Below are 13,752 nucleotides of genomic sequence, written 5' to 3' on the forward strand. Positions count from 1 at the left end.
CGGTAATGCTCATTTTTCGTAATTGGACTCTTCATGACGCTGTTCTGTTTTTTCTCGTCCCAGACGGGTTTTTTAACGATAACTTCTCCAGCGACAGGAACGCCAAGGCGTTCCTGGTCAGGGGTGGTGACGCCGTAAAACGCGGTGATGAAGCAGATCCCCCGAATCGTGCGCCCAGTGGTGTGATCGTAATGCCACTCCACCACGCCGTTTTCCTGACTGTGAGGTTTGGGAATCACACAGTCATCGACACTCAGCGTTCCGTCCTCCTGCTCGATCTGCCTGACCAACGGCTTTGCCAGTTTCCAGAGCGTACGGGAAAAAGCCTCTTCCTGACGCAAAAAACGAGTGACCTGATCGTGACTGACTTCCCCCAGCAGCAACTGGGCGAGCATGGTGGCACTCGTTTGACCGAACGAGGAGATCAAGAAATCGCTGTACAGTTCCATCATCCGGCGAGTCACCTCCCCAGTTTGCGTCGCCGCAGTGCGAAGCAAGAAATCCTGATGATTTCATGGAGTCTTCAAATCGTAGCGCGTAAGGTCAGGTTGAAAATCGCAGACAAAACTCGGATAAAGAAGAATGATCCCGCATATAAAGAACTCTCCAGGCATTCAAGTAGACACTTTCGCCGTCACCGCCGCGAAGCTCAAAGCCCGGCGCAAGCAACGCCGCCGCCTGACCGACTTGCTGGCCTACGCCGTGCTGATCGTGATTGCGCTGATCATGCTGTACCCGTTTTATTGGACATTCATTACCAGCATCGAGCCGACGGGCAACATCTACGAGGCCAAGATTCTGCCCAAGTCGGTGGGCATCCGCAACTATGCCGAGATGTGGAAGGGAACCACCGTACCGTTCTGGCGGCTGATCCTGAACAGCGTCATCATCTGCACGCTGGGCGTGACCCTGACCGTGACGCTGGCGACGCTGGCCGCCTACCCACTGGCGAAAATGCGCTTTCCGGGGCGCGATCTGATCTTCTACGCGATTCTGGCCCTGATGGTGCTGCCCAACGAATCGGGGCTGATCGTCAATTACATCACCACCATCAAGCTGGGACTGCTGCAACAGACCAACCCGGTCATCGACGCCATCCGGCAGTACATGGCGGTGGTGCTGCCGGGGCTGGCGAGCATCGTGGGCCTGTTTCTGCTGCGGCAGGCGTACCTGACTATTCCGCTGGAACTGATTGAGGCGGCACGGATTGACGGCGGCTCGGAATTGACCATCTGGCGGCGGATCATGCTGCCGCTGGCGGCCCCCACCATCGCGGCCTTCGCAATTCTGGAATTCGTGGCGTACTGGAATTCCTTCCTGTGGGCGCGGATCATGCTGCCCGACAAGAACATGCTGCCCCTCTCGGCGGGGTTGCTGGAACTGAGCGGGACTTTCAGCACCAACAGCCGCGCGGTGATGGCGGGCGCGGTCATCACGATCATCCCCATTCTGATCGTCTTCGCCTTCGGGCAAAAGTACTTCATGAAAGGGCTGGAGGGGGCGGTGAAGGGGTGAATTGGTGTGGAAAAATGACCGCATGAAAACGATGCTACCTGCCCTGGCTCTTGCTGTTGCGCTGACCGCCTGCGATCCCCAGGAAGCCCCAGACAATGGCAGGGTTGAGACGGACGCTATAGGCGTCGTGGATGTCAATTTTCCCGCGACGGCCAGCGCCTCGGAACCCATGATTATTGCCATTCGGTACAGCAAGACATGCAATCAATCAAGTGAACAGATAGCCCTAACCGCCCGCACAGAAACCGAACTTCGGCTGAACGGGACGGCCCGGCACGCCAAGTTGCCCCCAAACCTGGCCTGCACGCCGATCTACATCGAAAAAACCATTGAGTACATAGACCCCGGCACCCCCGCGCGAACCAATCCTTTCGAGATTATCGTGAACGGCAGGAGCTGGGGCACGGTAGAAGTCAAGTAGGCAGACACAAAGTGGCGTGCAGCAGATCAGGTTGAATGGCAAAATGACCACATGAAAAAGCTGATTCCTGCCCTGGCACTTGCGCTGGCCCTGGCATCGTGCGGTACGCCCCTGCTTCCACGGACCCAGCCCCTGGGCGTCGCGGGAGTTGATTTTCCCGCCACCATCGCGGCCACAGATGATCTGAGCGTGAGCATCCGCTACGGCGTGGGCTGCGGCGACTTCGATCAACAGGTCGCAAAAATCTCACGCACCGCGACAGACTTGCGGCTGAACGCCACCGTCAAGACCCGGAACGTTTTTCTGGCCTGCCCTGCTGTGTACATCGAGAAAACCCTGATCTACACCGATCCCGGTACTCCCGCCCGCACCAATCCGTTTGAAGTCGTCGTGAACGGCAAATCCTACGGGACAGTCACCATCAAGTGACCCTCTCCTACCAACACCTGCCCCAGACCTGGGATGTGCTTGTCGCCGGGGGCGGAACCGCTGGCGCAATCGCCGCAATCGCCGCCGCCAGAGCCGGAGCGCGGGTGCTGGTGGTGGAAGCGCTGGGTAGCCTGGGCGGAACCGGAACCAACGCCTGGGTCACGCCCCTGATGCGGAATGTCTCGGGGGGCGAGAATCTGAACCGGGGCTTGACGGACGAACTGAAGGCCCGAATGCTGGCACGCGGCGACGGAGCAGTTGACCCCGGTGGCAACGACAACTGGTTCAACCCCGAGGGCATGAAATTCGTGCTGGAGCGGATGCTTTTGGAGGCTGGCGGCGAGGTGCTGTACCACACGCACATCGTTCAGCCGTTGCTGGCAGATGGCGAACATGTTGATGGTCAACAGTTGATGGTTGATGGAGAAAGCGCACAGTCCCACTCCATCAACCATCAACCATCAACCATTACCTCCCTCGTCGTCCACAACAAGGGCGGCCTGCAAGCCTTGAACGCCGCCGTCTTCATCGACGCCACCGGGGACGCGGACCTCGCCACCCGCGCGGGCGTTCCCTTCCATGCAGGCGATGAGGACGGCATTCATCAGGCCATGAGCCTGCGCTTCACGCTGGCGGGGGTGGACACGGCGCGGCTGTGCGCCTTCCTGAACGGCAACGGACAGGGGCAGACGGGCGAGAACTTCCTGCACTTCTGGATGGTGTGGGGCAAGAACAGCACGCTGGAACCGCTGTTCCGGCAGGCGGTCAGTGAAGGCGTGCTGCTGGAGCGCGACGGCGATTATTTCCAGGGCTTCAGCATTCCCGGCAGGCCCGGCGAGATCAGCTTCAACTGCCCCCGCATCCGCGCCGAGTTGCACGACGGCACGGACCCCTGGCAACTCAGCGCCGCGCAGGTGGACGGACGCGAGGCGATTGACCGCCTGACGGCCTTCTGCCACGCGTATCTACCCGGCTGCGAGACGGCCTTTATCGGCGTGGTGGCCCCGATGGTGGGTGTGCGCGAGTCGCGGCGCATCGTAGGCGAGTACACGCTGACGCTGGCGGACATTCTGGACTGCGCCCGCTTCCCGGATTCGATCTGCCGCAACCACTACCCGGTGGATATTCACAGCGTCAGGGGCGGCGCAAAGCTGCTGCACGAGCGCGACGGGACTGCGCCGTATTTTGCGAAAGACGCCTACCACGAGATTCCTTACCGCGCTATCGTCCCCGTCGGCATTGCCAATCTGCTGGTGCCAGGGCGGGCGGCCAGCAGTTCCTTTGAGGCGCAGTCGGCCATCCGCGTTCAGCAGAACTGCCACAGCATGGGGGAAGCCGCCGGAACCGCCGCCGCCTGGGCCGCGCGTGATCATGGCGGGCGCGTGCGGGATATTGATATGGACGCACTCCAAACTGAACTCAGACGACTGGGAGGAAACATATGAGCCGAGCCACAACCCTGCAATCCGAGCGTGCCTACCGAATTGAACCCGAACCGCAGTACACCCCGCAGATCGGCGCACTGGCGGAGATGATGAACTACACCCGCCTGACCACATTGCAGGCGGTGGAAGGGCTGAGCGTGGAGCAACTGGACGCCGTGCCGGAGGGCTTCGGCAACTCCATCGGAATGCTGCTGGCGCATATCGCGGCAGTGGACCGGGCGTACCAGATTCTGTCGTTCGAGGGCCGTGATCTGGGCGAGGGAGATGAGGTCATTCAGGGCGGCCTGTCGATGGGGAAAAACGGCACACCTCCGCCTACCGGACAGAGCCTGGAAACCCTGCTGGCCGAACTGGAAGCCTCCCGCGCCGAGACGTTGAAGGCCTTTGCCAACAAAGACGATGAATGGCTGGCCTCAAACATGACCGTACCTGATTTCGACTACCCCAACCACCACTGGGCCTGGTTTCACGTGATGGAGGACGAGGTCAGCCACCGGGGCCAGATTCGCATTCTGCGGAAACACGTCGCGCCAAAGAAGAAGGGGTGAGCAGCAGGTTTCTGCTCATCCGGCACGCGAAAGCCAGTGGGCAGCCCCCAGAAGCCCCACTGACGGCGGAGGGGCAGGAGCAGGCGCAACGACTGGCCTCGCAACTTGCCCAGCACGGCATGACCCGCGTAGTCAGCAGCCCGTGGGTGCGGGCGGTGGATACAGCTCAGCCGCTGGCACAGGCACTGGGGCTGGAAATTGAGACAGACGAGCGACTGACCGAACGCGTGCTGAGCGGGCGCGATCTCCCCCACTGGCAGAAGGCGCTGAAGGCCAGTTTCCTTGATCCCGAACTAGTTCTGGACGGTGGCGAATCGGGCACAACAGCCAAAGCACGCGCCCTGGCCGCCTTGAAGCACGCTGAAGACCCGCATGGCCTCACCGCCATCTTCACCCACGGCAACCTGCTGGCGCTGCTGCTGGGGCTGGATTACAGCGGCTGGGCAGACCTGAGAAACCCGGATGTCTGGTGCTGGAACGCGGAGGGGCTGGCCGAACGCGTCAGACTGGAACCTTGACGCCGCACATCATCCGCATCAGGTCCGAGAACGCCGACTTCCAGCTTCTGGAGGCACTGGGCCGCAGCCGCGAAAAGCGCCGCAAGCACGGCCTGTTCGTGATCGAGGGGGTGCGCCCGATCAATCTGGCCCTGCAACACGGCTGGACCTTCGACGCGCTGCTGATCCCCGAAGACGCCCCGCTGTCGCGCTGGGGGCATGACGTGCTGGAGCGGGCGCAGGCGGCGCGGCATTTCCTGATTGCCCCGCAGGGCTACGAACTGCTGACGGACCGCAACGACGGCAGCGAGATCATGGCGTTGCTGCGGCTGCCCGATTCAGACCCAGCCCGTCTACCCACCTCTGCAAACGGGCGCGTGGTGCTGCTGGACCGTCCGGGGAATCCAGGGAACCTGGGCAGCATCGTGCGCTCCTGCGACGCGTTCGGGGTGGGCGGCGTGGGCGTGGTGGGACACGGCGTCGATCCCTACAGCCGCGAGGCCATCCGCGCCTCCACCGGCTCCCTGCTGGCCATGCCCGTGGTGCATTTCCCCGGCCCGGCAGAGGTCCGGGAGTGGCTGGATACAGCGCGGCAGAAGGTAGAGGGCGTGCGCGTGGTGGGCACCGATGAACACGGGGAAATGACTGCGCGGGCCTACGGCTTCGCCGGATTCACGGTGCTGGTGGCCGGGAACGAGACGAGCGGGATGAGCGCCGCTCTGCGCGAGCTGTGCGACGTGACGCTGCGAATCGACATCGCAGGATCGGCGTCGAGCCTGAACGTGGCGGTGGCGACGTCCATTCTGCTCTATGAGATGAGTCTGTCCGCGCAGGCCGGAGGCAACCTGTGAGCCGTCCCTTTAACCCCGACGATCCACACGCCGCACCCACGGCGAACGGTCTGCCCTACCGCATCGAGCGCCGGGTGCTGGCCGGGATTCCCTGCCTGCTGGAGCTGCCCCCGGAAGGCGAGGCGGTGCGGGCCGTCTGCCTCGTCTATCACGGGGCCTGGGCGGCCAAGGAGGGCAAACTGGGCGTGTATTCCGAACTGGCGACGTGGGGCATGGCGGTGGTGATTCCCGACGCGCCGCTGCACGGCGAACGCCTGGCCGATACCCCGTTCGGCCTGAACGCCCGCGAATATGTCTGGGAAAGTGTGCGCCGCTCGGTGGCCGAGGCTCCGGCCCTGCTGGACGCACTGACCGAACTCCACGGCCCGCTGCCCATCTACGTCGTCGGCTCCAGCATGGGCGGTTACGTGGCGCTGACGCTGGCGCGCACCGAGGCCCGTATCGAAAGGGCAGCGGCGCTGATCACCTCGGGCGTGTGGGACGAACCGGAAGTCGGAGAGCCGGAGATCAGGGCGTTTCTGGAGGCCCACCGCCCCAACACCCACGCGGACAGCTTCGCGCCCACACCGCTGCTGCTGGCCAGCGGGGACCACGACCCGACTTTCCCACCCGGCGCGCACCATCAACCCACTGCCAGGGCTTTGAGAGCGGCGTACAGGCAGGCAGGGCAGCCGGACCTCTTCCAGGAACGCATCTTCGCGGGCGTGGGCCACTACACCAGCCAGAGCATGCGCGACGCCGTGGTGGCTTTTCTGGAACCCGTGCTGAAACGCTGAGACGCATGGTCTTTCGCAACACATAGGAGTAGAACATAGAAAAAGCCCCCGACATTTCTATCGGGGGCTTTCCTTTTTTACTCTGTGGTGCCGAAGATGGGATTTGAACCCACACACCTCGCGGCGCTAGTCCCTGAAACTAGTGCGTCTACCAATTCCGCCACCTCGGCAACCCTATTCGTCTGGTACTGCCCTCCCGCTTGGTAGCCGCGCCCGTGGGGGCGTTTCGGAAGGCTCAGTTACTTTACTGGCGAGTCTGGCAACTGTCAAGGGGCGCGGCAGGTCTGCACAGGGAAGCGTGGCAGACAAAGGCGAACGCCCCGGCCCGCAACGGGGTCAGGGCGCTCACTTCTCCGGGGCACAGTCAAGGGAGGTTGACAGCGCGTGGGAGCGTGGAAATCAGGTTTACAGAGCCAGGATCGCGGCGAAGTCGCCGTTCAGGCCTTCGGGGAAGAAGCCGCCCTTGACCGCGTCCACCTTCAGGAAGACGATGTTGCCCACCTGACGGGGGGTGCGGCTGAACGCGATGGAGTTGGTGTCGGCCAGCACGATGTTCGCGCCGCCCGCCGCGTTCAGGATGCCCTGATCCACGTCGCTGGCTCCGTCCACGGCGTCGCGCAGGTTGCTGATCGCGGCCACCACGTCGCTGACCTTGAGGGCCGGGGTGACCTGGGTGTTGCGCTGCTGGTAGAGCAGGGTGCGGATCTGTCCGGCGTGGTAGGCCTCGACGGCCAGGATGCCAGCGGCGTTTTCCAGATTGCCGCCCGCCGAGGTATCGGACAGGAAGCGGGCTGCGCCCTTGTAGGCGCTGACGCCCACATCTTCAAAGATGAACGCGCCGTGCAGGAAGAACAGATCGTTGGCAAAGGGGTTAAAGCCGGTGATCGCGCCGCCCGAAGCCGCATTGCCCGCCGCCAGGAAGGCTGGTCCCAGATCGATCATCGGCTGGGCCACTGCGCCCTTGCCCAGAACCGTGCGGATGATGCGGACGTGGTTCAGCTCGTCGGAGGCGATTTCGTTGGCGTAGGCCGCCACGTCTGCCGACTCGAACTTGATGCCGTTGCCGCCCTTACCGGTAAAGCCTGCGGGCAGGATGACCTTGCTGCTGTCGCCGCCCACGGCGTCCAGCTCTTCCAGGCGGCCCACGGCGGCCAGATAGAAGGCCGCTTCCAGGTACTCCAGGTTCAGGGCGAAGTTGAAGATGGTGCCGTCCAGGTTGGGCTTCTTGTCAGCCGCCATCGCGCCGCCGGTCATGCCGGGCGCGCAGCTTGCCAGCAGGGTGCCCGCGCCGACAGCGCCAGCAGCTCCCAGGAATTTACGGCGGTTCAGGGTCTTCTCATTGATTTCGTTGCTCATGGTCTTCCTCCAAAGGGTGAGAGGCGAGGGGACAAGCGGGCAAAGTAAGGACGCAAAAGGGTGGATCTGCCCAGTCATTCAGAAATTGACCCCTTTGCCATGTTGTCCTTCTGGCCAGCTATAAGCAGGCGGGGGCCGCTTGGATCAACATGAACGCGCGCCTTAAGATTGGGTAAAGCCTCACGGGAGTCGCACAGATGATCCAACCCTTTATTGAGGTCAGAGGAGGCGTGCCGGGCGCTGTTTTTTCTGGATCGTCAGATGAGAGAACTAGAGTGCCCTGCATGGGATTAAGACGGACCAATCCCGCTTCTGAACCTGTGCTTTTAACTCCTGCTCATGAGCTTGAGCCTTCCCCGTCCAGCACCTGACCCTGCACCGCGCCGATGCGCCGCCGCACCAGTGCGAAGGCTGCGCCGCCCAGCAGCGCCACCAGCACGGCCCCGGCCAGCGCCACGCCCAGCGCCCCGCGCAGGCCCACCCCCTGGGCCACGAAACCGATCAGCGGCGGCCCCAGCAAAAAGCCCCCGTAGCCGATGGTGGCCACCTGCGCGATGCCGCGTCCGGCCAGCGCGTGCCCCGCCGCGCCGTACAGCACCGGAACCACGTTGCTCAGGCCCAGGCCCGACAACGCAAAGCCCACAGTGGCGAGCACCGGCCCCTGCGCCAGCAGCGCGACTCCCAGCCCCAGGCCCGCCACTGCCGCGCCCACCCGCACGATGATCTCGTCACCCAGCCGCCCGCGCGCCAGATCACCGAACCAGCGGCCCAGCGTCATGGTGACGGCAAAGGCCGCGTACCCGATGCCCGCGTTGCCGCCCGCCTGCCCCAGCACGTCGCGGAAATACAGCGCGGCCCAGTCGTAATTGGCCCCCTCCGACAGCATGCCCAGAAAACACAGCAGGCCCAGCAGCAGCGCGGCGGAGCTGATGCCTGCGCGGCGGGGGGATGCTTGAGCAGGCTGCCCCGCTTCCTGCGTCTGCGTGATCGGCGAATCCGGCAGCATCAGGCGGCCCGCCAGCACGCCAGCCACCGTCGTAACAATGACCACCAGCAGCACATGCGTCAGCATCGGCACGCGGTCCACCAGCAGCGTTCCCAGAGCCGCGCCCAGCACCCCGCCCAGACTGAAATAGGCGTGCAGGCGGCTCAGGACCGGGCGTTTCAGGGTCTGTTCCACCGTCACACCCTGCGCGTTCATCGCCACATCCAGGCTGCCGTTGGCGGTCCCCATGACAGTCAGGCCCAGCACCACGCCCAGGTAATTCGGGGCCAGAAACGGCAGGGCCAGCGAAAGCATGCAGGCCACCACGGCCACGCGCGTGACCGGGCCGCTGCCATAGCGCGCCGTCCAGCCACCAGTCAGGGGCATGGTGATCAGCGCGCCCAGGCCAATCGCCAGCAAGGCCCCGCCGATCTGCGCCTCGCTCAGGCTGAGGGCGTCGCGGACCCCCGGAATGTTCACGGCCCAGGTGGCGAAGAATGCGCCGTTGACCAGAAAGATCAGGCTGACGGCACGCCGGGCGGATTCGGCGCGGTCAGTGTGGAGGGGGCTGACAGACATGTGGACTCCTCGGGAGAAGTGGGACAGGGCTAATGGAAACGGGGACGGACAGAGAAAAAGTGAACAAATGAACGAAACCCCCTCGAAATTGAGTCTGAACTCACATCTCAGGCCATCGGGCCGGGAATCTGAATCGTTTCAGATAACTGGAAAGTAGGGTAGTCTATTCGCACGATGTCTTCCAGGTCTGCGTCACCGTCCAGCGCGCCGCCCTCCAGCGGACGCATCACCCTGCGGGAGGTGGCGCGTGCCCTGGGCGTCAGCGTGGCCACCGTCAGCAACGCCTACAACCGCCCCGATCAGCTTTCGGCGGCGCTGCGGGAGCGGGTGCTGGATACGGCGCGCACGCTGGGCTATGGCGGCCCCGATCCGCTGGCGCGCAGTCTGCGGCGGGGGCGCACCGGGGTCATCGGCGTGGTGTACGACGCGCCGCTGGAATACGCCTTTGCCGACCCAGCCGCCGCCCTGTTCCTGGGCAGTCTGGCGCAGTCACTTCAGGCGGCGTCATTAAACCTGCTGCTGCTGGCCAGCCCCGGCGACCCACAGACCGATCCGCTGGCCCCGGTCCAGGGGGCCAGCGTGGACGGCCTGATCGTCTACAGCGCGGCGCAAGACAGCGAACTGCTGCGGGCGGTGCTGGCGCGTAGCCTGCCCACGGTCCTTGTGGACCAGCCTGTGCCTGTGGATCAATCTGTGCTGGGAGATCAGAATGGTCAGCCAGCGCAGGACCACCGCGCCCAGACCAGCGGCGTCCAGATCGACGACGCCGGGGGGGCGAGGCTGGCGGCGCAGCACCTGATCGACCTGGGTCACACCCACATCGGGGTGCTGTGCCTGGAACTCGGTCCCCGGCAAGGGGGCGGCCCGGTAACGCCGGAGCGGGAACGGCAGGTGGCTTACCATCCCACCGCCGAGCGTTTGCGCGGCTACCGTGAAGCGCTGGCTGCCGGGCCGTCTGGAACCCGGCTGTTTCTGACCGAGGCCGAGCGCAACACCCCCAGCGACGGCGAGCGCTGCACGCTGGCGTTGCTGCAATCCGAGCCGGAGATCACCGCGCTGCTGTGCATGAGCGACGTGCTGGCACAGGGCGCGTTACGGGCCGCCCACAGCCTGGGCCTGAGCGTGCCGCAGCGCCTGAGCGTCATCGGCTACGACGATCTGCCGGGCAGCGCCGACCTGAAGCTGACCACCGTGTGGCAGCCCACATCCGAGAAGGGGCAGCAGGTGGGCGAGGCCATGCTGGCGCTGCTGGGCGGCCAGATACCGCCAGATGTGCGGCTGCCGACGCGGCTGGTGGTGCGCGGCAGCACGGCGGCGCGGCCCAAGACTGGCGTTCAGGTGAACCGGCTTCCCTCACCGCCGTAAAGCGCCCCGCAATTCACTGGCCGACGACGCGCCAAGGCCCCACTCAGGTGGAAGTCTGGGTGGTTAAGGCAAGAAGGAATGAGAAGGCCCCGCTGACCTCCAAGCCCCTTCAGGAAAGCGCACCCGCGCCCGCCTGTGCAGAGGCACCGCCCAGCGCCTCCGCCAGCGCGTCCCAGGCCAGCAGCGCGCATTTGCGGCGGGCGTGGAGTTTGCTGACCCCGGCCAGCGCTTGCAGGTCACCCAGGGATGAACCAGATTTTGCCTCGCCCATGACCATCCCCCGGTAGGCAGAGGCCAGTTCACGCGCCTCGGCCAGCGTTTTGCCCGTCAGCGCCACCGTCATCAGACTGGCCGCCGACTGGCTGATCGCGCAGCCCCGCCCGCTGAAGCTTAGGCGAGCGATCTGACCATCCTGAACATCGGCCCAGACGGTCAACTGGTCGCCGCAGCCGGGATTGTCGCGCGAGACGCCTACGACGCCCGGCAACTCCCCGACGTGCCGGGGCCGCCGCGCGTGATCGTCGATAACCTGCCGGGCAATAGCTTCGGGCAACACAGCATTACTCCGGCAGCGTTAGGCGCAGGGCAGCGGCGTGCAGCATCTTCACGCCCGTTTCCAGGCTGTCCTCGTCGATGGTGAAGCGCGGGTGGTGGTGCGGCCAGCGGCTGTCTTCCCTGTCGCTGCCGGAGCCGACGTTGAAGTACGCGCCGGGGGCCTTTTGCAGGTAGGCGCTGAAGTCCTCGCCGCCCATCGTGGGCCTGGCATCGCGGAAATGCTCCGGCCCCACGGTCTCCAGCGCAATGGCCTTGAGCTGCTCGGCCACCCAGTCGGTGTTGATCAGGGCGCGGTAGCCGAATTCGTAGTTCAGGGTATAGGTTGCGCCGTGGGCCTCGCACACGCCCTTGACCACGCGCTCGATCAGCTCCGGCGCACGCTTACGCAGTTCAGCATCGAAGGTACGAACGGTGCCCAGCATCGTGGCGCGGTCCGGGATGACGTTGTGGGTGGTGCCGCTGTGGAACGACGTGATGCTGATCACCAGCGGTTCCAGCGCCGCCACGCCCCGGCTGACGATGTGTTGCAGGTTGGTGACCACCTGCGCGCCCACCGCGATGGGATCGACGGCTTCTTCCGGGTGCGCGCCGTGCCCACCCCGGCCCTGAATGGTCAGCTCCAGCATATCGGGCGAGGCCATGAACGGCCCCGGCTTGACTGCCACCATTCCGGCGGGCAACTGGCTGTTCAGGTGCAGACCCGTCACCAGATCCACGCCGTCCATCAGCCCGGTCTGCATGACCAGTTCCTCCGCGCCGCCGGGACCGATTTCCTCGGCGTGCTGGAAGATCATGCGGACTTCGCCGGGGACCTCACTGGGGTTGGCGGACAGCAGTTTGGCCACTCCCAGCAGAATGGCGGTATGTCCATCGTGACCGCAGGCGTGCATGACGCCCGCATTCTTGGAAGCAAACTCGAAGGTGTTTTCCTCGGTGATGGGCAGCGCGTCGATGTCGGCCCGCAGCAGCAGCGTGCGCCCCGGCTTCCCACCCTTCAGGACCGCCAGCACGCTGGTTTCGGTGGGCCGCGTGACCGTCAGACCCAACATCTTGTTCAGCTCGGCCTCTATGTACGCCGAGGTTTCATGCTCGTGAAAGCCCACCTCCGGGTTCATGTGCAGATGCCGCCGCCAAGCCACGAGCTGATCGCGCAGCGCCGCCGTCCTTTCCTGGGTTGCTGTCATGGGGCCAGCCTAGCGCGGGGGCAGCGTTGCCGTCAGCCCACACGGCAACCATTCGTTCATGTGGGACGGCTCAGACTGACCGGATGAACGCCAGAGAACAGGCCACCTAGCCTCCTCCGTTCGCCCGGCTCTCATCCAGCCCCACCCCAAAGCCCTGATCCAGCACCGCGTCGTTGTAGGTGCGGAAGGCCAGCATGGTCTGGGTGCGGGCGATGCCTTCCACCTTCCGCAGGTGGCCAGTCACCACGTCGTCGAGCTGGTCATACTCGGCCAGTTTCAGGATCGCCACGATGTCCCACTCGCCGGTCACGCTGTAGACCTCGCGCACGGCGGGGATGGACGCGAGCGCCTCGGCGGTCTCCTGCACGCGTTGGCGGTCCGCCTGCACCATCACGATGGCCGTTACCATTTGGGGTTCCTCATGGGGGACATTGTGACGCACCCCGACTTAATGGCGGTAGCTTCCCGGCTTCAGTCCTCGAAAAAATTCCATGACGGCGCTATATGCTTCAGACCCTCGAATAGACATTGCATCTGTCTCGCAAAAGTCTCGCAATCCGTAATAACGGAAGACGGCGTGCGCGTGCGCTTCGTCGATTGGCAAGAGTGGGAGTGGCGTTTCATATGCGGCAAGCCGACCAAATTCGTCCAAGTTACGAACCATTTGTCTAAGATCGTACTCCTCTTCTATTTTCAATCCACTCTCAAGTATCTCCAGGAGAAAATTGACCGCATCGTCTCGCGTGATGTTACCGGCCAAGCGCAGGAGCGCTTGCTGTCTGTTCTCAATTGAAGACCCGAGAACCTCGCTTAGCTCTATCACTGCTGCATCAGGCTCGCAGATTTTTTCAGATGCCCAGGCTTCCAGCAACTGCTCAGCAGCCGGAAACTTAAGATAAGTGGCCCAGGCGAAAGCGAGAGCTTCAGTACTGGACAACTTGATGTTGACAGTGTTCTGAACGGCATTTTTGCCGTTTGGGCATTTGATCGTAGTCTGAAACGGCAGTAGGCGGCTTCCTGAAGCTGTGAAACAAGAAGAAGCCGCCCAGATCGACGCTATCAAGTTCGTCCAGCTCCTGAAAGAGCGCTTCCCCTTCTTGCGCCGCGATACCCTGCAACGTGCCCAGGATGCGATATGTGCGCTGATTGAGCAGCGCTCCACCAATCAGCAGCAGTGGTCCCAGGCCATGCCTGGGACTGGCTCCCCAGAAGCCAAGAAAAAGCGTCTGGGACGGTGTATACAGGA

15 protein-coding genes, 1 tRNA gene and 2 pseudogenes are annotated in these 13,752 nt (G+C 63.9%); 10 read left to right on the forward strand and 8 right to left on the reverse strand.

The annotated features are described in order from the left end of the window. A pseudogene (locus Q319_RS0119045) lies at positions 1-452 on the reverse strand (IS701 family transposase); the annotation flags it as partial. Between the two features lie 130 nt (positions 453-582). On the opposite strand from Q319_RS0119045, the gene Q319_RS0119050 reads away from it, so the two are divergent. Genes Q319_RS0119050 through Q319_RS0119085 form a run of 8 tightly spaced genes read left to right on the forward strand, consistent with a single transcriptional unit; the run spans position 583 to position 6,482 of the window. After that, entirely contained in the window at positions 583-1,515 is a 933-nt protein-coding gene (locus Q319_RS0119050) for a carbohydrate ABC transporter permease (RefSeq protein ID WP_051655566.1), read from the forward strand. Between the two features lie 22 nt (positions 1,516-1,537). Then, the gene (locus tag Q319_RS0119055) at positions 1,538-1,936 is read left to right on the forward strand and encodes a hypothetical protein (RefSeq protein ID WP_029484029.1); all 399 of its coding nucleotides are present in this window, start codon (positions 1,538-1,540) and stop codon (positions 1,934-1,936) included. A 51-nt stretch (positions 1,937-1,987) separates the two neighbouring features. Continuing rightward, positions 1,988-2,365: a hypothetical protein gene (locus Q319_RS0119060; RefSeq protein ID WP_029484030.1), complete on the forward strand. Its 378-nt coding sequence runs from the start codon at positions 1,988-1,990 to the stop codon at positions 2,363-2,365. Next, positions 2,362-3,810: an FAD-dependent oxidoreductase gene (locus Q319_RS0119065; protein ID WP_029484031.1), complete on the forward strand. Its 1,449-nt coding sequence runs from the start codon at positions 2,362-2,364 to the stop codon at positions 3,808-3,810. Before Q319_RS0119060 ends, Q319_RS0119065 begins: the two co-directional genes overlap by 4 nt. Continuing rightward, on the forward strand, positions 3,807-4,358 hold the full coding sequence (locus Q319_RS0119070) for a DinB family protein (RefSeq protein WP_051655567.1): 552 nt from the start codon (positions 3,807-3,809) through the stop codon (positions 4,356-4,358). The genes Q319_RS0119065 and Q319_RS0119070 overlap by 4 nt, the downstream gene beginning before the upstream one ends. Then, positions 4,355-4,876 carry a histidine phosphatase family protein gene (locus Q319_RS0119075; protein WP_034415876.1) on the forward strand — a complete coding sequence of 174 codons (522 nt, stop codon included), beginning with the start codon at positions 4,355-4,357 and terminating at the stop codon, positions 4,874-4,876. The genes Q319_RS0119070 and Q319_RS0119075 overlap by 4 nt, the downstream gene beginning before the upstream one ends. Further along, positions 4,873-5,706, forward strand: coding sequence for a TrmH family RNA methyltransferase (locus Q319_RS0119080; RefSeq protein WP_051655568.1), 834 nt, complete (start codon positions 4,873-4,875; stop codon positions 5,704-5,706). The genes Q319_RS0119075 and Q319_RS0119080 overlap by 4 nt, the downstream gene beginning before the upstream one ends. Then, positions 5,703-6,482: an alpha/beta hydrolase family protein gene (locus Q319_RS0119085; RefSeq protein ID WP_029484035.1), complete on the forward strand. Its 780-nt coding sequence runs from the start codon at positions 5,703-5,705 to the stop codon at positions 6,480-6,482. Before Q319_RS0119080 ends, Q319_RS0119085 begins: the two co-directional genes overlap by 4 nt. Positions 6,483-6,567: 85 nt before the next feature. Here the strand turns inward: Q319_RS0119085 and Q319_RS0119090 are convergent. The 3 genes from Q319_RS0119090 to Q319_RS0119100 form a co-directional block, all read right to left on the reverse strand. Then, a tRNA-Leu gene (locus Q319_RS0119090) sits at positions 6,568-6,652 on the reverse strand. A gap of 235 nt (positions 6,653-6,887) precedes the next feature. Further along, positions 6,888-7,838: a ferritin-like domain-containing protein gene (locus Q319_RS0119095; protein WP_029484036.1), complete on the reverse strand. Its 951-nt coding sequence runs from the start codon at positions 7,836-7,838 to the stop codon at positions 6,888-6,890. Between the two features lie 337 nt (positions 7,839-8,175). Further along, positions 8,176-9,402 (reverse strand): MFS transporter, encoded by a 1,227-nt coding sequence (locus Q319_RS0119100; RefSeq protein ID WP_051655569.1) that lies wholly within the window; start codon positions 9,400-9,402, stop codon positions 8,176-8,178. 174 nt (positions 9,403-9,576) lie between these two features. Between Q319_RS0119100 and Q319_RS0119105 the strand changes: the two genes are divergently transcribed. Beyond that, entirely contained in the window at positions 9,577-10,767 is a 1,191-nt protein-coding gene (locus Q319_RS0119105) for a LacI family DNA-binding transcriptional regulator (RefSeq protein WP_051655570.1), read from the forward strand. Positions 10,768-10,876: 109 nt separating this feature from the next. On the opposite strand, the gene sufU is transcribed toward Q319_RS0119105, so the two are convergent. From sufU to Q319_RS27400, 4 genes are all read right to left on the reverse strand, one after another. After that, positions 10,877-11,323, reverse strand: a complete 447-nt coding sequence (gene sufU / locus Q319_RS0119110; RefSeq protein ID WP_029484039.1) for a Fe-S cluster assembly sulfur transfer protein SufU — start codon at positions 11,321-11,323, stop codon at positions 10,877-10,879. 4 nt (positions 11,324-11,327) lie between these two features. Beyond that, positions 11,328-12,506 (reverse strand): M20 family metallopeptidase, encoded by a 1,179-nt coding sequence (locus Q319_RS0119115; protein ID WP_029484040.1) that lies wholly within the window; start codon positions 12,504-12,506, stop codon positions 11,328-11,330. A gap of 106 nt (positions 12,507-12,612) precedes the next feature. Beyond that, positions 12,613-12,915, reverse strand: coding sequence for an Lrp/AsnC family transcriptional regulator (locus Q319_RS0119120; RefSeq protein ID WP_029484041.1), 303 nt, complete (start codon positions 12,913-12,915; stop codon positions 12,613-12,615). 39 nt (positions 12,916-12,954) lie between these two features. Further along, positions 12,955-13,443 (reverse strand): hypothetical protein, encoded by a 489-nt coding sequence (locus Q319_RS27400; protein WP_156039459.1) that lies wholly within the window; start codon positions 13,441-13,443, stop codon positions 12,955-12,957. A gap of 88 nt (positions 13,444-13,531) precedes the next feature. On the opposite strand from Q319_RS27400, the pseudogene Q319_RS0119130 reads away from it, so the two are divergent. Beyond that, positions 13,532-13,752, forward strand: a pseudogene (locus Q319_RS0119130) (IS4 family transposase); the annotation flags it as partial.

It is taken from the genome of Deinococcus marmoris DSM 12784 (assembly GCF_000701405.1).
Classification (GTDB): Bacteria; Deinococcota; Deinococci; order Deinococcales; family Deinococcaceae; genus Deinococcus; species Deinococcus marmoris.

Coding starts and splice junctions, on each gene's coding strand:
- Q319_RS0119120 (WP_029484041.1), bottom strand. CDS start 12,915: ATGGTAACGGCCATCGTGATGGTGCAGGCGGACCGCCAACGCGTGCAG.
- Q319_RS0119070 (WP_051655567.1), top strand. CDS start 3,807: ATGAGCCGAGCCACAACCCTGCAATCCGAGCGTGCCTACCGAATTGAA.
- Q319_RS0119060 (WP_029484030.1), top strand. CDS start 1,988: ATGAAAAAGCTGATTCCTGCCCTGGCACTTGCGCTGGCCCTGGCATCG.
- Q319_RS0119100 (WP_051655569.1), bottom strand. CDS start 9,402: ATGTCTGTCAGCCCCCTCCACACTGACCGCGCCGAATCCGCCCGGCGT.
- Q319_RS0119050 (WP_051655566.1), top strand. CDS start 583: ATGATCCCGCATATAAAGAACTCTCCAGGCATTCAAGTAGACACTTTC.
- Q319_RS0119115 (WP_029484040.1), bottom strand. CDS start 12,506: ATGACAGCAACCCAGGAAAGGACGGCGGCGCTGCGCGATCAGCTCGTG.
- Q319_RS0119105 (WP_051655570.1), top strand. CDS start 9,577: ATGTCTTCCAGGTCTGCGTCACCGTCCAGCGCGCCGCCCTCCAGCGGA.
- Q319_RS0119055 (WP_029484029.1), top strand. CDS start 1,538: ATGAAAACGATGCTACCTGCCCTGGCTCTTGCTGTTGCGCTGACCGCC.
- Q319_RS0119095 (WP_029484036.1), bottom strand. CDS start 7,838: ATGAGCAACGAAATCAATGAGAAGACCCTGAACCGCCGTAAATTCCTG.